A 19,871-nucleotide genomic window follows, 5' to 3' on the forward strand; every position below is an offset into this window, starting at 1 on the left:
CGCAGACCGGGACCGCGCCGGCTCTGCGGGCCGGGACCGCGCCGACTCCGCAGACCGGGACCGCGCCGGCTCTGCGGACCGAAAGCACACCCGTCCCTCGGACCGGAAGCACGGCGGCGCCGCAGACCGGAAGCACACCCGTCCCGCGGGGTGCCGGGCGACCGGAATCCCTCCGTCGTGTCTCCCTACGTGTGTTCCTTCGTGTGTTCCTTCCGGGGTGCGGCCTGTCGGTGCTCCTCTTCACGCTGATCACCTGGCAGGTGGTCACCGACGGCCCGCTCCTGGGCGTGGACGAGCGGGCCAGCCGTGCGCTGGTCCATCCGGACCGGGTGTCCGAGTTGCTCTCCGATCTCGGTAATGCGCAGGTCGCGGTGCCGGTGCTGGCGCTGGTCGCGCTGTACGTCGCCCGGTGGGGCCGGGCCGCCGGGACGGGGCGCTGGTGGCTGCCACCGCTCACCGCGGCCGTGCTCATGGCCCTGGTGCCGGTGATCATCGTGCCCCTGAAGGAGTGGACCGCCCGCCACGGCACCCCGGTCATGCCGCCGGGGGGCGACTACTACCCCTCCGGACACACCGCCACCGCCGCCGTCGCGTACGGCTCCGCGGCCCTGCTCCTCCTGCCCCGGCTCCACTCGGCCCGTACCCGCCTCGCCCTCCTCACCGTCTGTTCCGCGCTCGTCCTCGGCGTCTCCTTCGGCCTGGTCCGACGGGGCTACCACTGGCCGTTGGACGTGGTGGCCAGCTGGTCGCTGTGCGGGCCACTACTGCTGACGCTGCTTCTGACGCGGGGCCTCAGCCACCGAAGTACGCGTCGAAGTTCTTCGCGAACTCCCCGTTGTTGAAGCGGTCCCAGTTGATCGACCAGGTCATCAGCCCGCGCAGCCCCGGCCATGTCCCGTGGGTGGCGTACGCGCCGCAGTCGGTCTTCTTCGTCAGGCAGTTCAGCGCCTTGGTGACCTCGGCGGGCGTGGTGTAGCCGTTGCCCGCCTGGGTGGAGGCCGGCAGGCCGATGGAGACCTGGTCGGGACGGAGCCCCGGGAAGACCTTGGTCTGGTCACCGGCCACCGGGAATCCGGCGAGCAGCATGTCGGTCATGGCGATGTGGAAGTCCGCGCCGCCCATGGAGTGGTACTGGTTGTCCAGACCCATGATGGAGCCGGAGTTGTAGTCCTGGACGTGCAGCAGTGTCAGGTCGTCGCGCAGCGCGTGGATGACCGGCAGGTAGGCCCCGGCACGGGGATCCTGGCCACCCCAGGGGCCCGACCCGTAGTACTGGTAACCGAGCTGCACGAAGAAGGTCTCGGGGGCCATGGTGAGGACGAAGCCGTCGCCGTACTTGGCCTTGAGGGTCTTCACCGCGGAGATCAGGTTGACGATGACCGGGGTGGTGGGGTTGCGGAAGTCGGTGTCCCCGGTGTTCAGCGAGAGCGAGTGGCCCTCGAAGTCGATGTCCAGGCCGTCCAGACCGTACTCGTCGATGATCTTGCTGACGGAGGAGACGAAGGTGTCCCGGGCGGCGGTGGTGGAGAGCTGCACCTGGCCGTTCTGGCCGCCGATGGAGATCAGCACCTTCTTGCCCGCGGCCTGCTTGGCCTTGATGGCCGCCTTGAACTCGGCCACGGACTCGACGTTCGGGCACTCGGTGACCGGGCAGAGCGAGAAGCGGATGTCGCCCGAGGTGACGGAGGTCGGCTCGCCGAACGCCAGGTCGATGACGTCCCAGGAGTCGGGCACGTCCGCCATCCGCGTGTAGCCGGAGCCGTTGGCGAAGCTGGAGTGCAGGTAGCCGACGAGGGCGTGGGCGGGCAGGTCGCCGCCCGCTCCGCCGTCCCCGCCGCCCGCCGTGGTGGTGGCCGGGACCGCTGCGGACCTGGCGGACTCGCCCGCGGAGTTGGTCGCGGCGACCTGGAAGCTGTAGGCGGTCGACGCGGCCAGGCCGGTCACGGTGGCGGAGGTTCCGGTGGCCGAGAGGACCTTCGTGCCGCCCTGGTAGACGTTGTAGCCGGTCGCACCCGAGGAAGCCGTCCAGGAGAGGCCGACCGAGGAGGCGGTCACCGTGCCGCTCTTCAGTCCGGTGGGGGTGGCCGGGAGTGCGACCGGATCGCCGCCGGGCCCGATCAGGGTGAGATCGTCGGCGTAGTAGGCAGGGGTTCCGTACCAGCCGTGCGTGTAGACGGTCACCGAGGTGGTGGACGGTCCGGTTCTGAACGTGGTCGTGAGCTGCTGCCAGCCGGGCGCCGACTGGGTCCAGGTGGAGACGTCGGTCGTGCCCGTGCCGTCGGCTCCGAGATAGACGTAGCTGCCCTGCACCCAGGCGCTCAGCGTGTACGTGGAGTCCGGCTTGACCGTCACGGACTGGGAGCACTTGGCGTTGTCGGCGCCGGCCGGCGTCGCCTTCAGCGCGGAAGTGCCGCCGTGGGCCGGGGTGCTGACGACGGCTCCGCTGCCGCCGGTACAGCTCCAGCCGTCGAGGCCGGCCTCGAAGCCGCCGTTGCGTGCCAGGTCGGAGTCCGCGGCGGCGGCGGTCGGTGCGATGGCGGTAAGGCCGCCGGCGGCGAGCAGGGCCGCCGAGAGGGCGGCCAGAAGTACGGTCGGTCGGGCAGGGGATCCCGTGCGTTCCACAACAGCCTCCGTGCATGGGGGAATTGAGTACGGCGGCCACAACATGGTCCAGACCAATCAGGTTGTCAAGACCTCTGGCGGTTCCCGGGCCGGGCCGCGCGGGCCGTCGCCCCCGCCGCCCGGCGCCCGCGCGGGCCTCGCCGTCCCCCGTCAGCCCCCCGCGCTCTCGGCCCTTCCCGCCGCCGCCTCGTGCATCGCGAGCTCCAGAACCGTCGTGTCGGTGAGCGTTCCCGAGCCGTCCGGCGGGATCAGCCAGCGCATCCCACCCACGGCCTCCCGCCCCGGATACGGAACGACGATCCAGGTCCCCGGCCCCGCGCCCCGTACACCCGTACCGATCCAGCGCGCGGCGGTGCCCGGCGGCACGAAGAAGCCCAGACGGGATTCCCGGGAATCGCAGAGGACCGGGCCGGGCCGGCCGAGGAGACGGGTGAGGACGTCGAGCGTGGGACGGCCCAGCTCCCCCGGCAGGATCAGTACGTCCCAACGCCGACCGGCGGGGAGGAGCACGACCCCTTGAGGATCACGCTCCCACACCCATCGACAGGCGTCCGGATCCGGTGCCACCGATGCCAACCACTCGACTGCTGATGTGACCCCCGCGCCGGCCATGACCGGTCTCCCTTCCGTATGCACCGGCCAGACGCGACCGGTGGCGTGTTCACACGGGAGAGAGGGATGACGTCGCTCCATTACGCGGGTTCGACCCACCGGCGCAGTGAACTGCGTCACATGCCTGCCGGTCGGGCGGCTCGCCGGGCCCGGCCGACGACCCCGAGTCCTGCACTTCCCGCTGCGCACCGCGGCCGGTCGCCGCACAGGCACGAGGCGTCGTCACGGCAGGGGAGGCCGGGCGACGGCCCGCAGGAAGGCCTGTGCGAAGACCTCGACGACCTCCTCGGTGGTGGGCAGATTCGCCCCGGGCAGCTGTTCGGTGACGGGGCGCAGCAGGAAATGGAGGAGGACGGGGCCCGTCATCTGGTGCATCAACGGGAGCAGAGGCAGGTCACGGATGCGTCCGGCGGCCACCTCTCCGGTGAGCCACTGACCGATGCCACCGAGCAGGCGGGGAAAGAAGCGCTGGTAGACGGCCTGGACCGCCGAGTCCTCGGGACGGGAGAGAGCGTCGGCGAGCATGGCCGGCAGGACCCGCGGTTCTCGGTTGAGGGCGTCGATCAGGAGGCGGTAGATCGTGCGCACCGTGTCGGGCAGGTCCTGCCGCGGCCCCGCGAGGAGGGCTTCGACGTCGAGCATCGGACTGTGGCGTTCGTAGACGGCGAAGAGCAGTTCGTCCCGGCCGCCGAAAGCCGCGTAGAGACTGTGCACGGAGCACTCGGCGGAGACCGCCACCTTCTCCAAGGTGGCGGAAGCCAGCCCGTGTTCGCTGATCAGTGCGGCCGCGGCCGCCACCGCGCGTTCACGAACCGGCTTCTGGCCGCCGGGGTCGACGCCGGCCGCACGCACCGCCGCGTCGAGAGCCCTGCGTGTGCCGCCCAGGCGCCGCATCAGGGTGCTGCGGGAGATGCCCGCCTCCTCGGCCACGACGATCAGCGGGACATCGGCCACGGGCACGCCTCGCTTGAGCGATGCGCGCAGCGCGGCCTCCACCACCTCTGCCGGCACATCCCCCGCGAAGAGCTCATCAGTGTTTGACACATGGATAAGCATACCCTGTAATCAAGTTTCACATCCCTGACACTGCTCCGGCGACCGCACCTGAGCACCCCCGTCACCGATTCCCCGCTACCACCCCGTACCTGTCTCCTGAACGACGGGTGAGCGGGCCGAAGGAGAGCGTGAACGCCATGTCCGAACATCCCGCACCCACGACAGGGGCCGAGGCCGAGCGCCCCGGCGTCGCGCGGAAGCTGGTCGCCGTCCTGCTGGGGCTGACCGGCGTGGTCACCCTGATGCTCTGCGCCTTCGCCCTGCCGAGCATCCACAGCGGCCCCCGCGACATCCCGATCGGCGTCACCGGAGCCGGGACCACCGCCCAGGCGCTCCAGCAGAAGCTCGACGGCCCCGAGTGGGACGTCACCGTCTACGACGACGCGGACGCCCTGACCTCCGCGATCAAGGACCGGGAGATCACCGGTGGCCTCGCCCTCGCCCCGGGAGCGGTCGACGTCTACACGGCCACCGCGGGCTCCCCGATGGGCACGAGCGCGCTGACCACGCTGGGCAACGCCCTCGCTGCCCAGCAGCAGGCCGAGGCCACCGTCCACGACCTGGTGCCCTACCCGCAGGACGACCCCCGAGGAGCCGGATTCGCCGCGGCCGGACTGCCGTTGATCTTCGGAGGGATGTTCCCCGCCGTCATCCTCACCCGCCTCTTCCCCGGCCACAGGGGCCTGCGCACCCGCCTCACGGGCGTCGCGCTGTTCTCCCTGCTCGCCGGGGCCGCGGTCACCGCGCTCCTCCAGTACGGAACCGGATCCCTGACCGGCAACTACTGGCTCACCTCACTCGGGCTGTCCCTGGGCATGGCCGCACTGTCCATGACGTTCATAGGTCTCGAAGCCCTCATCGGCTTCGCCGGCCTCGGCCTCGGAGCCGCCGTGATGATGTTCCTGGGCAACCCCCTGTCCGGTCTGGGCACCGGCCCGAACTGGCTGCCCTCCGGCTGGTCCGTCGTCGGTCAGATCCTGCCGCCCGGTGCCTCCGGCAGCCTCCTGCGCGCCAACGCGTACTTCGAAGGAACCGGAGCCATGGTGCCGGCGCTGACGCTCGCCGCCTGGGTCGCCTGCGGACTGGTGCTGATATTCGTCGCCGACCGCCGGGGCGCCAAGGCCGCACGCAGGGACGCGACCGCCGTACAGGCAGAACCTTCACCTGCCTGACCGGGCACCCGCCCTCTGACCGGCCCGGCCGAGCGCCCCGGCCCGCACGCCGGTCAGCTGTCGAAGCCGAGCCCGAGCCGGTCCATCGTCCGCAGCCACAGATTCCGGTGCCCGCCCCTGCTGTCCGCCCGGGCCAGGGACCATTTGGTGAGTTCGATACCGGCCCAGGCGAAGGGCTCCGGCGGGAACGGCATCGGCTTGCTGCGGACCATGTCCAGGGCGGTCCGCTCGTTCTGTTCGCCCGCCAGCAGGTCGAGCATCACATCGGCGCCGAACCGGGTGGCTCCGACCCCGAGTCCGGTGTATCCGGCCGCGTAGGCGACCCGGCCCTGATGGGCCGTCCCGAAGAACGCCGAGAAACGGGAACAGGTGTCGATCGCCCCGCCCCAGGCATGACTGAATCGGACCCCGGCCAACTGCGGGAAGCAGTCGAAGAACTGGCCGGCGAGCTTGAGGAAGGTCTCCGGACGCTGATCGAGACCGGCGCTCAGCCGGCCCCCGTACGGATAGACCGCGTCGTAGCCGCCCCACAGGATCCGGTTGTCGGCCGACAGCCTGAAGTAGTGGAACTGGTTGGCGCTGTCGCCCAGTCCCTGCCGGTTCTTCCAGCCGATCGACGCGAGCCGGTCCTCGGTGAGGGGTTCGGTCATCAGCGCGTAGTCGTACACCGGCACGGTGTACGGGCGCACCCGCTTGACCAGGGAGGGGAAGATGTTCGTACCGAGGGCGACGCGGCGCGCGAAGACTCTTCCGTACGGCGTGCGGACCGCCATTCCGGTGGTGGACCTGGCCAGTTCGAGGCCCCGGGTGTGCTCGTACATCCGCACTCCGAGGTTGAGGCAGGCCCGCTTCAGGCCCCAGGCCAGCTTGGCGGGATGCAGCATGGCGACCCCGTGCCGGTCCCAGAGACCGCCCAGGAAGGTGGGCGAGTCGATCTCGGCGCGCAGCGCGTCCCGGTCCAGGAGCTCCATCCCCGTGAAGCCGTGCCGTTCGGCCTCCTGGTGCCATTCCTGGAGCTCTTCGAGCTGGTGAGGTTCGGTGGCGACGTCGATCTCGCCGGTGCGCTCGAACTCGCAGTCGATGGAGTAGCGGGCGACGGCCTCCTCGATGGCGTCGAGGTTCCGCCTGCCCAGCTCCTCCAGCTTCTCGATCTCGTCCGGCCAGCGCTCCAGGCCGTTGGGCAGGCCGTGCGTGAGGGAGGCGGCGCAGAATCCGCCGTTGCGGCCCGAGGCGGCCCAGCCCACCTCGTGCCCCTCGATGAGGACGACGTCCCGCTCGGGGTCGCGTTCCTTGGCGATCAGCGCGGTCCACAGTCCGCTGTAGCCGCCGCCGATGACGAGGAGATCGCAGTGCTCGTCGCCGGTGAGGGCGGGCAGCGCTTCGGGCTTGCCGGGGTCGTCGAGCCAGAACGAGACCGGCTTCGCTTCGGAGAGTGATCGTGCAGCAGTACGCATGGCGGCTGGGGCCATGGTTTCCAACTCCTTCAGAACGTACGACCTTCCCACGGCAGGGAAGGGGCTCCTGACCCCCTGCGACTCCGCTCGCTGATCCACTCCCTGCCGTGGGGAGGTCGTTACTGACGTGCGCTGTTCTTCCGCCGGTTCGCGATCAGCTGGCCGGCGACGACCACCAGTACGGCAATGATGAACATCGCCGTGCCGATGACGTTGATCTGCACGGGCGTGCCGCGCTGTGCCGATCCCCAGACGAACATGGGGAAGGTCACGGTGGAGCCCGCGTTGAAATTGGTGATGATGAAGTCGTCGAAGGAGAGCGCGAACGCGAGCAGCGCGCCCGCCGCGATCCCGGGGGCGGCGATCGGCAGCGTCACCCGCAGGAACGTCTGGACGGGCCCCGCGTACAGATCGCGGGCCGCCTCCTCCAGCCGCGGGTCCATCGACATCACACGCGCCTTCACGGCCGTCACCACGAAGCTCAGGCAGAACATGATGTGCGCGATGAGAATCGTCCAGAAGCCCAGCTGCGCGCCCATGTTCAGGAAGAGCGTGAGCAGCGAGGCGGCCATGACGACCTCGGGCATCGCCATCGGCAGGAAGATCAGCGAGTTGATCGCGCCGCGTGCCCGGAAGCGGTAGCGGACCAGCGCGAAGGCGATCATCGTGCCGAGGACGGTCGCGCCGACGGTGGCCCAGGCTGCGATCTGCAGGGACAGCGAGAGCGATCCGCACATGTCGGCGACGCCGCAGGGGTCCTTCCAGGCGTCCAGGGAGAAGTGCTGCCAGGCGTAGTTGAAGCGCCCGTTCGGCTTGTTGAACGAGAACACCATCACGACGACGTTCGGAAGGATCAGGTAGGCGAGGGTCAGCAGACCCGCGATGACGATCAGGTTCCGGCGAATCCAGCGCAGTACGGGCATCAGACCAGGTCCTCCGTCCCGGAGCGGCGGATGTAGACGGTGACCGTGATCAGGACGACCGCCATGAGGATGAAGGAGAGCGCGGCCGCCGTCGGATAGTCGAGGACGCGCAGGAACTGGGTCTGGATGACGCTGCCGACCATCTTGGTGTCGGTGGAGCCGAGCAGTTCCGCGTTGACGTAGTCGCCGCTGGCGGGGATGAAGGTCAGCAGCGTCCCGGAGACGACACCCGGCATGGAGAGCGGGAAGGTCACCTTGCGGAAGGTGGTGGCGGGGGTGGCGTACAGATCGCCGGCCGCCTCGTGCAGCCTGCCGTCGATCCGCTCCAGCGAGGTGTAGAGCGGCAGGATCATGAACGGCAGGAAGTTGTACGTGAGGCCGCAGACCACCGCCATCGGGGTGGCCAGCACCCGGTTGGACTCGGTCCAGCCGAGCCAGCCGGTGACGTCCAGGACGTGCAGGGTGTTCAGTACGTCGACGACCGCGCCGCCGTCCGCGAGGATCGTCTTCCAGGCGAGCGTACGGATCAGGAAGCTGGTGAAGAACGGCGCGATGACCAGCACCAGGACGACGTTGCGCCAGCGTCCGGCCTTGAACGCGATGAGGTAGGCGAGCGGGTAGCCGAGCAGCAGGCACAGGATCGTGGCGGTGCCCGCGTAGAGCAGGGACCGGATGAACTGCGGGTAGTACTCGGTCAGCGCGTCCCAGTACGTCCGGAAGTGCCAGGTGACCTCGAACCCCTTCTCCAGGGATCCCGTCTGTACGGAGGTCGACGCCTGGTAGACCAGTGGCAGCGCGAAGAAGACGAGCAGCCACAGGATGCCGGGCAGCAGGAGCCAGTAGGGGACGAGGCGCTTGCGGGTGGACGCCTTGCGCGCCTTCGGCTCCGTGATCGGCGCGGGTGGCGCCTGGGTGGCGGTCACGCCGCGTCCTCCACGCCGGCGTCGGCCGTCGTCCCCGCGAGCATGGACTGAGCGGCGTCCAGGCCGAAGGTGTGCGCCGGATTCCAGTGCAGGACGACCTCGGTGCCGGGCGTGAGTCCCGCGCGCCTCTCGACGTTCTGCTCGTACACCTGGAGCGCCTTGCCTGCCGGGCTCTCCACCACGTACTGCGTGGACACGCCGATGAAGCTGGAGTCGACGATCCGGCCGGTGACCCGGTTGCGGCCGTCGGCTATCGCGTCCGCGTCGTCGGCGTGCGCGAGCGAGATCTTCTCCGGGCGTACGCCGAGCAGCAGCCTGCCGCCGTGGGTGGTCGGGGCCGTACATCGGTCGGTGGGCAGCAGCAGCTTCGCGCCGCCGGCCGCGACGACGATGTCGGTGCCCGTGGAGACGATCTCGCCCTCGATGAGGTTGGACGTGCCCAGGAAGTTGGCGACGAAGGTCGTCTTCGGGTTCTCGTACAGGTCGGCGGGGGCACCGAGTTGTTCGACCTGGCCCGCGTTCATCACCGCGACGGTGTCGGCCATGGTCATGGCCTCCTCCTGGTCGTGGGTGACATGGATGAAGGTGATGCCGACCTCGGTCTGGATGCGCTTGAGCTCCAGCTGCATCTGGCGGCGCAGCTTGAGGTCGAGGGCGCCGAGCGGTTCGTCGAGGAGGAGCACCTGCGGGTGGTTGATCAGGGCGCGGGCGACGGCGACGCGCTGCTGCTGGCCGCCGGAGAGCTGGTGCGGTTTGCGCCAGGCGAAATCGCCGAGCTGGACGAGGTCCAGCATCTCGTCGACCTGCTTCTTCACCGACTTGATGCCGCGGCGGCGCAGGCCGAAGGCGACGTTCTCGGTGACGTCGAGGTGCGGGAAGAGCGCGTAGCTCTGGAAGACGGTGTTGACGGGTCGCTTGTACGGGGGCAGGTCGGTGATGTCCCGGTCGCCGAGCAGGACGGTGCCGGTGGTCGCCTCCTCCAGGCCCGCGATCATCCGCAGGGTGGTGGTCTTGCCGCAGCCGGACGCGCCGAGCAGCGCGAAGAAGGAGCCCTGCGGGACGGTCAGGTCGAGCGGCTTGACGGCGGTGAAGGAGCCGTACGTCTTGCTGATCCCGGTGAGGCGGACGTCGCCGCCTGTCTGCTGCTGTGTCATGGGTCGCGGTCCCAGTGGTGTCAGGGGGAGATCGGGGAGGAAGGGCGAGGCGGTCAGGCGCCGATGAGTTTGGCGAACTTCTCCTCGTACGCCGTCTCCTCCTCGGCCGTCAGGGAGCGGAACGAATGCGATCGGGCCGCCATCTCCTTGTCGGGGAGGATCAGGGTGTTGGAGGCCATCTCCTGGTCGATCTTGGCCAGTTCCTCGCGGACGCCGTCGACCGGGCAGACATAGTTGATGTACGCGGCGAGTTCGGCGGCGACCGGGGGCTCGTAGTAGTAGTCGATGAGCTTCTCGGCGTTGGTCTTGTGCCGCGCCTTGGCCGGGACCAGCATGTTGTCGCTCGACGTGATGTATCCGGCGGCGGGGATGGCGTACTTGATGTCCGGGTTCCCGGCCTGGAGCTGGATGATGTCGCCGGCCCAGGCGACGCAGGCGGCGATGTCGCCCTTGTCGAGGTCCGCGGTGTAGTCGTTGCCGGTGAAGCGGCGGATCTGCTTCTTGTCCACGCCCTTCTGGATCCGGCCGATCGCGGCGTCGAAGTCGGCGTCCGTGAACGAGCCGGGGTCCTTGCCCAGGTCGAGGAGGGTCATGCCGACGGAGTCGCGCATTTCGGAGAGGAAGCCGACTCTTCCCTTGAGGGTGGGGTCGTCGAGCAGTTGCGTGATGGAGTCGACCTTGCGTCCGCCGGTCGCCTTGGAGTTGTAGGCGATCACGGTGGGGATGCCGGTCCAGGGGTAGGAGTAGGAACGGCCCGGATCCCAGTCGGGAGTGCGGAACTGGGACGAGAGGTTGGCGAAGGCGTGCGGCAGGTTCGCCGGGTCGAGCTTCTGGGCCCAGCCGAGCCGGATGATGCGGGCGGCCAGCCAGTCGGTGACGATGATGATGTCGCGGCCGGTGTCCTGGCCCGCGGCCAGCTGCGGCTTGATCTTCCCGAAGAACTCGACGTTGTCGTTGATGTCCTCGGTGTACTTGACCTTGATCCCGGTGCGTTTCGTGAACGCCTCCAGGGTGGGGCGGTGCTTCTCGTCCTCGCTGACGTCCATGTACTCGGTCCAGTTGGAGAAGTTGATCTGCTTCTCCGTGGCCGAGTGGTCGTCCGAGGCCGCCGCGGCGTCCCCTTCCCGTTTGGCGGGCGGGATGCCGCAGGCGCTCAGCGTGCCGAGACCGCCGACCGCGAGCGCCCCCATGCCGGAGGCGCGCAGCAGTGATCGGCGGGTCAGGGCGCCCCGGCCATCGGTCAGACTGCGTCGCATCGCGGCCAGTTGGGCCGCGGAGAGACGCTCGGGCTCGTACTGCTCCATGCGCGTTGCCCTTTCGGGTGTGTGTGGCCGGGGCGGCCTGCTTATCGGTCCCCGAAGATCGTGCGGTGCCAGTCCTTCTCGGCTACCGCGGTGTTGTCGTACATGACGTGCTTGACCTGCGTGTACTCCTCGAAGGAGTACGACGACATGTCCTTGCCGAAGCCGCTGGCCTTGTATCCGCCGTGCGGCATCTCGCTGATGATCGGGATGTGGTCGTTGACCCAGACGCAGCCCGCCTTGATCTCGCGGGTGGCGCGGCCCGCCCGGTACACGTCGCGGCTCCAGGCGGAGGCGGCGAGTCCGTAGGGGGTGTCGTTGGCGAGGCGGATGCCCTCGTCGTCGGTGTCGAAGGGCAGCACGACCAGGACCGGGCCGAAGATCTCCGACTGGACGATCTCGCTGTCCTGGGCGGCATCGGTGATCAGGGTCGGCCGGTAGTAGGCGCCGGCCGCCAGTGCGCCACCGGGGGCCTCGCCGCCGGTCACGACGGTGGCGTACGCGCGGGCGCGCTCGACGAATCCGGCGACCCGGTCCCGCTGGGCGTGGCTGATCAGCGGGCCGAGATCGGTCGTCGGGGCGAAGGGGTCGCCGAGCCGGACGGTCTCCATCAGCTCGGCGACGCCCCGCACGAAGGCGTCGTGGAGCGGGCGCTGGACGTAGGCGCGGGTGGCGGCGGTGCAGTCCTGGCCGGTGTTGATGAGCGCTCCGGCGACCGCGCCGTGGACCGCGGCTTCGAGGTCGGCGTCGTCGAAGACCACGAAGGGGGCCTTGCCGCCGAGTTCGAGGTGCAGGCGTTTGACGGTGGAGGTGGCGATCTCCGCGACCCGCTTGCCGACGGCGGTGGAGCCGGTGAAGGAGGTCATGACGACGTCCGGGTGGCCGACGAGGTGCTCGCCCGCGTCCGCGCCCGCACCGGAGACGATGTTGATCACACCGTCCGGGATGCCCGCCCGGGTGGCTGCCTGGGCGAACATCAGCGAGGTCAGGGGGGTGATCTCGGCGGGTTTCAGCACGATCGTGTTGCCCGCAGCGACGGCCGGGAGGATCTTCCAGGCCGCCATCTGGAGCGGATAGTTCCAGGGCGCGATGGAGCCGACGACACCGATCGCCTCACGGCGTACGTACGACGTGTGGTCGCCGTCGTACTCGGCGGCGGACTTGCCTTCCAGGTGGCGGGCGGCGCCCGCGAAGAAGGAGGCGTTGTCGACGGTGCCGGGCACGTCGAACTCGGTGGAGAGCTTGATCGGCTTGCCGCACTGGAGGGACTCGACGTACGCGAAGTCGTCCGCCTCTTCGGCGAGCACGGCGGCGAACCGGTGCATCGCCTCGGCCCGCTCGGCGGGAGTCAGGCCCGACCAGCCGGGGAACGCCGCGCGAGCGGCGGCGACGGCCGCGTCGACGTCGGTGGTGCCCGCCAACTCGTAGGTGTGGACGGTCTCGCCCGTCGCCGGGTTCACGACCTCGTGGTGACGTCCCGAGCTGCCGGACCGCAGCCTTCCGCCGATGAATTGTGCTCCGTCCGCGAAGCGGTCCCGCACCTGGATGCCGTTGCCCATGACGTTCTCCTCCGCCGCAGATCCCGGAATGCGGGGCGGCGTAGCTTCCGCTCGATTTGACTGCCGATCCTGACAGAGGGGATCGACCCCAACAAGTGATTCCGTTGTTGCCTTTTGGTTACGCGACGGAATCCTTCGACCATGTGTCGTGTCAGTGCGGAAATCCCCGTACGGAGTGTCCGTGGTGGATGCCAGACTCGCGTGTCATGGAACACATGGACGATCTCCTTGCGCGGACGGAGCGCGGCAAGAAGGTGAAGTACCTGTACTTCTGGGGACACCGGCCCCGGCCCGACGGCGGCATCGGTGCGAGCTGCCTCAGTCAGTGGTGGCCGGCCCCGTTCACGGTCGACGGCGTGGCGTACGCGTCGGCCGAGCACTGGATGATGGCGCGCAAGGCTCGGCTCTTCGGCGACGCGGAGGCGGAGGCCGGCGCGGTGTCGGCGAAGAGCCCGGCCCAGGCGAAGAAGGTGGGCCGACTGGTCCGCGGTTTCGACGAGGCGGTGTGGGAGCGCGAGCGCTACGCCCTGGTGGTGGCCGGCAGCATCCACAAGTTCGACCACCACCCGCGACTGCGGGAGTTCCTGCTGAACACCGGGGACCGGGTACTGGTCGAGGCGAGCCCCATGGACCGGATCTGGGGCATCGGGCTGGCGGCGGACGACCCGCGCGCGAAGGACCCCGCGAGCTGGCGGGGGCTCAATCTGCTGGGGTTCGCGCTGATGGACGCGCGGGCGGAGCTGCGCGCTCGATGAGACGGCCCCGAAGGGCCCGACGGCCGGAGGACCGGGATCCGGCCCGCCCGGCCATCGGGAGGGGCGTGCGGCGCGAGCCGGCGCGTGTCCGGCGCCGCGCGCGGCGCCGGTGCTGTGGCCGCGAGCCGGTGAACCTCTGCGGCCGCAGCACTAGCGCGTGACGTCGACGACCAGTGACGTGGCGTACGGGTCGTCGTTGTACTCGTAGGGGTCGTCGTTGAACTCGTCGGCGTGGGCGACGAACAGCCAGACCACGAAGCTGATGATCGCCACGCCGAAGAAGATGCCGACGGATCCCATGATGATTCCGGCGAGCGCCTGACCGCTGTTGGTCGCCTCACCGCGCTGCACCCGCTTGCGGCCCAGGATGCCGAAGATCAGGGCGAGCACGCCCAGGATCAGGCTGGGTATCCCGTAGACGCAGAACAGGCAGACGGCCAGGATGCCCAGCACCATGGCCGCCGTACCCATGCCGTTCGACGGCGCGGGCCCGCCCCAGGGGCCCTGGTTGTAGCCCCCGTATCCCGGATAGCCGCCGTACTGCGGAACCGGTGCGGCCGGGTAGCCGTACGTTCCCGCGGCCGGCGGGACCGGTTGACCGGGTCCGTTCGGCGCGATCGGCGGCGGCGGTATCTCCCCCGGGCCGGACCCGGCTGCGAACCCGGCTCCGGAACCGCTCACCGGCCCGGTCTGCGCCCCCGCGTCGAACATCGGCCCCGTGGCCGGCGCGGCATCCGCTCCCGTTTCCGGCATCGCGGCGACCGTCGGCTGATCGTGCACAGCGGGCGGCCGGGGATCACCGGCCGGCTTGTCCAGCGGTACCCGGCTGTCCGGCGGAGCCCACGGATCGCGCGGCGCGGCCCCGCCCGCGGGCTGCTCTGTGTTGTCTGACATGGGCCTCCCCCATCGTGGTCCCGTCATGCTACGGCCCGGCACAGCCCCGCAGGACCCGGCCTACGATGATCCCCGTCCCCTGCCCGGCCGACGTGTGCCCGGCACCCGAACCGTCCCATGTACCGGGAGTACCCGATGACCGATCTGCACCCTTTCATCGCTGGGCTGCCCAAGGCGGAACTGCATGTTCACCATGTCGGGTCCGCCTCGCCCCGTATCGTCGCCGAGCTGGCCGCGCACCACCCCGACTCCAAGGTCCCCACCGACCCCGAAGCCCTGGCCGACTACTTCACCTTCACGGACTTCGGTCACTTCATCGACGTGTACCTCTCCGTCGTGGACCTGATCCGCACGCCGGAGGACGTCCGGCTGCTGACCTACGAGGTCGCCCGTGACATGGCCCGGCAGAACATCCGTTACGCCGAGCTGACCGTCACCCCGTTCAGCTCGACCCGGCGCGGCATCCCGGAGCAGGGGTTCATGGAGGCGATAGAGGACGCCCGCAAGGCGGCGGAGGCCGAACTCGGAGTGGTCCTGCGCTGGTGCTTCGACATCCCCGGCGAGGCCGGACTCGAAGCGGCCGAGGAGACCACCCGGCTCGCCGTGGACCTGCGGCCCGAGGGGCTCGTCTCGTTCGGGCTCGGCGGCCCGGAGATCGGCGTGGAGCGCCCGCAGTTCAAGCCGTACTTCGACCGGGCGATCGCCGAGGGCCTGCACTCCGTGCCGCACGCCGGGGAGACCACCGGGCCGCAGACCGTCTGGGACGCGCTGACCCACCTGCGCGCGGAACGCATCGGCCACGGCACCCACTCCGTCCAGGACCCGAAGCTGCTGGCCCACCTCGCCGAGCACCGCATCCCGCTGGAGGTCTGCCCGACCTCGAACATCGCCACCCGCGCGGTGGCCGACATCGAGCGGCACCCGGTCAGGGAAATGGTGCAGGCGGGCGTCCTGGTCACCATCAACAGCGACGACCCGCCGATGTTCGGCACGGACCTCAACAACGAGTACGGGGTGGCCGCCCGTCTCCTCGGTCTGGACGAGCGCGGTCTCGCCGCGCTCGCGAAGAACGCGGTGGAGGCGTCGTTCCTCGACGCGGCCGGCAAGCGCACGCTCGCCGCCGAGATCGACACGTACACGGCGAACTGGCTGGAGCGCACGGGCCGCTGACCCCTGCCGTCACAATGGGCGCATGGTCACCACCGTCACCGCCGTGGCCCACCGCGGCGATCCCTACCGTGTCCGCGAGAACACGCTGCCCTCGATCCGCTCCGCCCTCGAACGGGGAGCGGACGCGGTCGAGATCGATGTGCGCGTCACGCGCGACGGCGTACCGGTCCTGCTGCACGACGCCACGCTGGAGCGGCTGTGGGGCCACGACCTGCGTCTCGACGGGCTGACCCACAAGGAACTCACCGAACTGACCGGGGGCGGTGTGCCCACGCTGCGCGACGCGCTGCTCACCGCGGGAGCGCACCGCGTCCTGATCGATCTGCCGGGCTCCACCGATGATTCCGTCCCCGGGATCGTCGGTGCGGTGCGCGCGTGCGGGGCCGGTGAGCGGGTGTACTACTGCGCGGGCGCCGATGCCATGCTGCGGGTGCGCGCCGCCGATCCGAACGCCGAGATCGCCCTGACCTGGACGACCCTCGCGCCACCGCGCGCCGTGCTGCTCGACGCGGTGCGGCCACGGTGGCTGAACTACCGGTTCGGCCTGGTGGACCGGGACCTGACGGACCGTCTCCACCGGGACGGTCTGCTGGTCTCCGCCTGGACGGCCGACACCACGCGCACCATGCGCCGTCTCGTCCGTCACGGCGTCGACTCCATCACGACCAACCGGGTGGATGCCCTCCGCGGCGTCCTCGGCAACTCCCCGTCCGCCGGAGCTCGTTGACCGACCGGACATCGCGCCCTGCACCCGGTGCGCGCACCATGCCGCGTCCGCTTTCCGACCGATGGCCACGGCCACGGCCACGGCCACCCGGCGGCCTCTCAGGCGGACTGCGCCGCGGGCTCCGGTAGCCGCTGTTCCGTCGGCAGCGCCTCCAGCCGCTTGATCATGCGGCGCACGACGAGCAACGGGATCACCCCGAAGACGCCGAACGACATGTCGATGACGGACCACCAGAAGGGAATGCCCCGGACCGGTCCGCAGATCAGGGCGAGCGGGATGATCCCGGCACAGGCGATCATGCCGAACTCGATGACCCAGATGTTGCGGACGGGGTCGCGGTAGGGACCGTAGAAGGCGACCGCGATGACGAGGTGCGCGAAGGCCAGCCAGTCGGTGCCGTACAGCACGAAGGGGTACTTCGCGTCGGTCTCGTCGAGACCGGTGCGGACCCGGGTGATCCACTCCATCAGAGCCGGGAAGTGCTCGGGCACGGGCGAGGCCGAGGACCTCAACAGGTCCTCGGTCCAGTGGAGTTCATGGACGAGCGGGAAGGCGGTCACCCCGCTCAGCACCAGGCACACGACAAAGGCGGCCAACCACACGCGTACGCGTCTCAGCAGGGCTGTTCGCTCGCTCATGTCCGCAGCGTACGCCCGCGTCCGACGGCCCCCCGCGCCACCCCGGCGGGGCTCACAGGCCGACGACGGAGTTCCACTTCTTGGCGAACTCGGTGCGCTCCTCGGACGTGATGTCGCGGGCGATCGCCAGCCGTCGGCGCATCGCGTCGTCCGGGAAGATCAGCGGGTCCTCGGCGAGCGCGGCGGTCTCCGCGTCCTTGGAGGAGGCCAGCACCTCGCGGGCGGCGGGGACGGGGCAGACGTAGTTGACCCAGGCCGCCAGCTCCGCGGCGACCTCCGGGTCGTAGTAGTGGTCGATGAGCCTTTCGGCGTTGCGCTTGTGGCGCGCGAGGTCGGGGATCATCAGGGATTCCGCCCAGAGTTCGGCGCCCTCCTCGGGGACCACGAACTCGATCTCCGGGTTGTCCGCCTGGAGCTGGATGACATCGCCGGAGTAGGCCTGGCAGGCGAGCACGTCGCCGGTCGACAGGTCCTTGATGTAGTCGTTGCCGGTGAAGCGGCGGATGTGCCTCTTCCTCACCAGCTTCTCCACCTGGTCGCACACCTCGTAGAAGTCGTCCCGCTCCCAGCGGGTGATGTCGACGCCGTTGCCCTGCATCAGGAGGGCGAAGGACTCGTCGAGCCCCGACAGCAGCGTCACCTTGCCGCTCAGGTCGTCCGCCCACAGGTCGCTCAGGTGCTTGATCTCCCGGCCGAGCTTCTTCCGGTTGTACGCGATGCCGGTGATGCCGGACTGCCAGGGGACGCTGTGCGTCCGCCCCTTGTCGAAGGCGGGCGAACGCAACTGCGGATCGAGGTGGGCGGCGACGTTGGGCTGCTCGGCGCGGTCCATCTCCTGCACCCAGCCCAGCCGTACGAAGCGGGCGGCCATCCAGTCGCTGATGACGATCAGGTCCCGGCCGGTCTTCTGGTGATTCATGAGAGCCGGGCTGATCTTCCCGAAGAACTCGTCGTTGTCGTTGATCTCCTCGGTGTACGTGACCGAGATCCCGGTGCGTTCGGTGAACGCGTCGAGGGTGGGTCGCTTCGACGCGTCCTCGTCGTCGGTGTCGATGTACAGCGGCCAGTTGGCGAAGTGCAGCACGTGGTCGGTGGCGGAGTAGTCGCGTCCGGCGCGGTCACCGGGCCGCACGTACGCGGCGGGCACGCCGCAGCCGGTCAGCGCGGCACCGGCCGCTCCCGCCCCGAAGGCGCGCAGCAGGGACCGACGGGACATGGGGTGGTTCGGGATCGCTCGCACCTGCGCAGGATGCCGGTCGGCGAAGGTACGGACAATGGACCAACCGTCCAGCGGCGCACGCTCCGTCCGCACACCCTGTCGATGGCGTGGCCGGTGCGGCGGCCGGTGCCGGGAACGCGTACGGCCCCGGGCGCGCCCGGGGCCGTACGCGTGGCGGCTGACGAGAGGTCAGTCGTCGAGCGAGGTCATGACGTGCTTGATGCGGGTGTAGTCCTCGAAGCCGTACGCGGAGAGGTCCTTGCCGTAGCCGGACTTCTTGAATCCGCCGTGCGGCATCTCGGCGACGAGCGGAATGTGGGTGTTGATCCACACGCAGCCGAAGTCGAGGTTCTTGGACATCCGCATGGCGCGGGAGTGGTCCTTGGTCCACACCGAGGAGGCGAGCGCGTAGTCGACGCCGTTGGCGTAGGCGACGGCCTGGGCCTCGTCCGTGAACTTCTGGACGGTGATGACCGGGCCGAAGACCTCGTTCTGGACGATCTCGTCGTCCTGCTTCAGGCCGGAGACGACGGTCGGGGCGTAGAAGTAGCCCTTCTCGCCGACCCGGTGGCCGCCCGCCTCGACCTTGGCGTGTGCGGGCAGCCGGTCGATGAAGCCGCTGACCTGCTTGAGCTGGTTGGCGTTGTTGAGCGGGCCGTACAGCACGTCCTCGTCGTCCGGCAGGCCCGTCTTCGTGTCGGCGGCGGCCTTGGCGAGGGCGGCGACGAACTCGTCGTGGATGGACTCGTGGACCAGGACCCGGGTCGCGGCCGTACAGTCCTGTCCGGCGTTGAAGTAACCCGCGACGGAGATGCCCTCGACGGCCTTGGCGATGTCGGTGTCCTCGAACACGACGACCGGGGCCTTGCCGCCGAGCTCCAGGTGGACCCGCTTGACGTCCTTGGACGCGGATTCGGCGACCTGCATGCCGGCCCGTACCGAGCCGGTAATGGAGGCCATCGCCGGAACCGGGTGCTCGACCATCGCACGGCCGGTGTCGCGGTCGCCGCAGATGACGTTGAAGACGCCCTTGGGAAGGATCTGGCCGATGATCTCGGCGATCAGCACGGTCGACGCCGGCGTGGTGTCGGACGGCTTGATGACGACGGCGTTGCCCGCGGCGAGCGCCGGGGCGAACTTCCACACGGCCATCATCATCGGGTAGTTCCACGGCGCGACCTGCGCGCAGACGCCCACCGGCTCGCGCCGGATGATCGAGGTCAGGCCCTCCATGTACTCGCCGGCCGAGCGGCCTTCGAGCATCCGCGCCGCACCGGCGAAGAAGCGGATCTGGTCCACCATCGGCGGGATCTCTTCGGTGCGGGTGAGCTCGATCGGCTTGCCCGTGTTCTCCGACTCGGCGGCGATGAGATCCTCGGCGCGCTCCTCGAAGGCGTCGGCGATCTTCAGCAGGGCCTTCTGGCGCTCCGCGGGCGTGGTGTCACGCCAGGCGGGAAACGCGGCCGCGGCGGCTTCCATCGCGGCGTCGACATCGGCCTGGCCGGACAGGGGCGAGGTCGCGTAGACCTCTTCCGTCGCCGGATTGACCACGTCGATGGTCCGCCCGTCAGCGGCGTCCCGGAATTCTCCGTTGATGTAGTTGCGCAGACGGCGCACCTCGGTGGTCACAACCACCCCTCCTGTCAACACGTCCATGGGTGAGATGTCCAGCCTAATCGGTCAGGTGTCGCT

Annotated in this window: 18 protein-coding genes; 5 read left to right on the forward strand and 13 right to left on the reverse strand. The window is 69.7% G+C overall.

The genetic code is table 11. The features are described from left to right. Window positions 1-203 precede the first annotated feature (203 nt). The gene (locus ACFVUT_RS32315; RefSeq protein WP_389657678.1) at window positions 204-842 is read left to right on the forward strand and encodes a phosphatase PAP2 family protein; all 639 of its coding nucleotides are present in this window, start codon (window positions 204-206) and stop codon (window positions 840-842) included. On the opposite strand, the gene ACFVUT_RS32320 is transcribed toward ACFVUT_RS32315, so the two are convergent. The 3 genes from ACFVUT_RS32320 to ACFVUT_RS32330 all read right to left on the reverse strand — a co-directional run bounded on the left by ACFVUT_RS32320 (window position 793) and on the right by ACFVUT_RS32330 (window position 4,278). Beyond that, a complete protein-coding gene (locus ACFVUT_RS32320; protein WP_389657675.1) occupies window positions 793-2,622 on the reverse strand; it encodes a chitinase in 1,830 nt (609 codons plus the stop codon). The genes ACFVUT_RS32315 and ACFVUT_RS32320 overlap by 50 nt on opposite strands. 150 nt (window positions 2,623-2,772) lie before the next feature. Further along, on the reverse strand, window positions 2,773-3,234 hold the full coding sequence (locus ACFVUT_RS32325) for a hypothetical protein (RefSeq protein WP_389657672.1): 462 nt from the start codon (window positions 3,232-3,234) through the stop codon (window positions 2,773-2,775). Window positions 3,235-3,456: 222 nt separating this feature from the next. Then, window positions 3,457-4,278, reverse strand: coding sequence for a TetR/AcrR family transcriptional regulator (locus ACFVUT_RS32330; protein ID WP_389657669.1), 822 nt, complete (start codon window positions 4,276-4,278; stop codon window positions 3,457-3,459). A gap of 149 nt (window positions 4,279-4,427) precedes the next feature. On the opposite strand from ACFVUT_RS32330, the gene ACFVUT_RS32335 reads away from it, so the two are divergent. Next, window positions 4,428-5,462 carry a hypothetical protein gene (locus tag ACFVUT_RS32335; protein ID WP_389657666.1) on the forward strand — a complete coding sequence of 345 codons (1,035 nt, stop codon included), beginning with the start codon at window positions 4,428-4,430 and terminating at the stop codon, window positions 5,460-5,462. A gap of 53 nt (window positions 5,463-5,515) precedes the next feature. Here the strand turns inward: ACFVUT_RS32335 and ACFVUT_RS32340 are convergent, their stop codons facing one another. From ACFVUT_RS32340 to ACFVUT_RS32365, 6 genes are all read right to left on the reverse strand, one after another. Then, complete coding sequence (locus ACFVUT_RS32340; protein WP_389657663.1) at window positions 5,516-6,931, reverse strand: NAD(P)/FAD-dependent oxidoreductase; 1,416 nt, start codon at window positions 6,929-6,931, stop codon at window positions 5,516-5,518. Window positions 6,932-7,035: 104 nt separating this feature from the next. Then, window positions 7,036-7,839 (reverse strand): ABC transporter permease, encoded by an 804-nt coding sequence (locus tag ACFVUT_RS32345; protein WP_389657660.1) that lies wholly within the window; start codon window positions 7,837-7,839, stop codon window positions 7,036-7,038. Further along, complete coding sequence (locus tag ACFVUT_RS32350) at window positions 7,839-8,762, reverse strand: ABC transporter permease (protein WP_389657657.1); 924 nt, start codon at window positions 8,760-8,762, stop codon at window positions 7,839-7,841. Before ACFVUT_RS32350 ends, ACFVUT_RS32345 begins: the two co-directional genes overlap by 1 nt. Continuing rightward, on the reverse strand, window positions 8,759-9,916 hold the full coding sequence (locus tag ACFVUT_RS32355; protein ID WP_389657654.1) for an ABC transporter ATP-binding protein: 1,158 nt from the start codon (window positions 9,914-9,916) through the stop codon (window positions 8,759-8,761). Before ACFVUT_RS32355 ends, ACFVUT_RS32350 begins: the two co-directional genes overlap by 4 nt. 53 nt (window positions 9,917-9,969) lie before the next feature. Continuing rightward, window positions 9,970-11,220 carry a spermidine/putrescine ABC transporter substrate-binding protein gene (locus tag ACFVUT_RS32360; RefSeq protein WP_389657651.1) on the reverse strand — a complete coding sequence of 417 codons (1,251 nt, stop codon included), beginning with the start codon at window positions 11,218-11,220 and terminating at the stop codon, window positions 9,970-9,972. A 41-nt stretch (window positions 11,221-11,261) separates the two neighbouring features. Continuing rightward, window positions 11,262-12,776, reverse strand: coding sequence for a gamma-aminobutyraldehyde dehydrogenase (locus ACFVUT_RS32365; RefSeq protein ID WP_389657648.1), 1,515 nt, complete (start codon window positions 12,774-12,776; stop codon window positions 11,262-11,264). Window positions 12,777-12,991: 215 nt separating this feature from the next. On the opposite strand from ACFVUT_RS32365, the gene ACFVUT_RS32370 reads away from it, so the two are divergent. Then, a complete protein-coding gene (locus tag ACFVUT_RS32370) occupies window positions 12,992-13,531 on the forward strand; it encodes an NADAR family protein (protein ID WP_389657645.1) in 540 nt (179 codons plus the stop codon). A gap of 150 nt (window positions 13,532-13,681) precedes the next feature. Here the strand turns inward: ACFVUT_RS32370 and ACFVUT_RS32375 are convergent, their stop codons facing one another. Beyond that, the gene (locus tag ACFVUT_RS32375) at window positions 13,682-14,425 is read right to left on the reverse strand and encodes a DUF4190 domain-containing protein (protein WP_389657642.1); all 744 of its coding nucleotides are present in this window, start codon (window positions 14,423-14,425) and stop codon (window positions 13,682-13,684) included. A 135-nt stretch (window positions 14,426-14,560) separates the two neighbouring features. On the opposite strand from ACFVUT_RS32375, the gene ACFVUT_RS32380 reads away from it, so the two are divergent. Both ACFVUT_RS32380 and ACFVUT_RS32385 read left to right on the forward strand, forming a co-directional pair. Continuing rightward, window positions 14,561-15,595: an adenosine deaminase gene (locus ACFVUT_RS32380; protein ID WP_389657640.1), complete on the forward strand. Its 1,035-nt coding sequence runs from the start codon at window positions 14,561-14,563 to the stop codon at window positions 15,593-15,595. A 22-nt stretch (window positions 15,596-15,617) separates the two neighbouring features. Further along, entirely contained in the window at window positions 15,618-16,322 is a 705-nt protein-coding gene (locus tag ACFVUT_RS32385) for a glycerophosphodiester phosphodiesterase (RefSeq protein ID WP_389657637.1), read from the forward strand. A 98-nt stretch (window positions 16,323-16,420) separates the two neighbouring features. Here ACFVUT_RS32385 and ACFVUT_RS32390 read toward each other — a convergent pair whose 3' ends face one another. The 3 genes from ACFVUT_RS32390 to ACFVUT_RS32400 all read right to left on the reverse strand — a co-directional run bounded on the left by ACFVUT_RS32390 (window position 16,421) and on the right by ACFVUT_RS32400 (window position 19,808). Further along, window positions 16,421-16,960 carry a hypothetical protein gene (locus ACFVUT_RS32390; RefSeq protein ID WP_389657634.1) on the reverse strand — a complete coding sequence of 180 codons (540 nt, stop codon included), beginning with the start codon at window positions 16,958-16,960 and terminating at the stop codon, window positions 16,421-16,423. Window positions 16,961-17,012: 52 nt separating this feature from the next. After that, on the reverse strand, window positions 17,013-18,176 hold the full coding sequence (locus tag ACFVUT_RS32395; RefSeq protein ID WP_389657711.1) for a spermidine/putrescine ABC transporter substrate-binding protein: 1,164 nt from the start codon (window positions 18,174-18,176) through the stop codon (window positions 17,013-17,015). A 192-nt stretch (window positions 18,177-18,368) separates the two neighbouring features. Then, window positions 18,369-19,808 carry a gamma-aminobutyraldehyde dehydrogenase gene (locus ACFVUT_RS32400; RefSeq protein ID WP_389657631.1) on the reverse strand — a complete coding sequence of 480 codons (1,440 nt, stop codon included), beginning with the start codon at window positions 19,806-19,808 and terminating at the stop codon, window positions 18,369-18,371. Window positions 19,809-19,871: the final 63 nt, after the last annotated feature.

Source organism: Streptomyces sp. NPDC058051, from assembly GCF_042885475.1.
Lineage (GTDB): Bacteria > Actinomycetota > Actinomycetes > Streptomycetales > Streptomycetaceae > Streptomyces.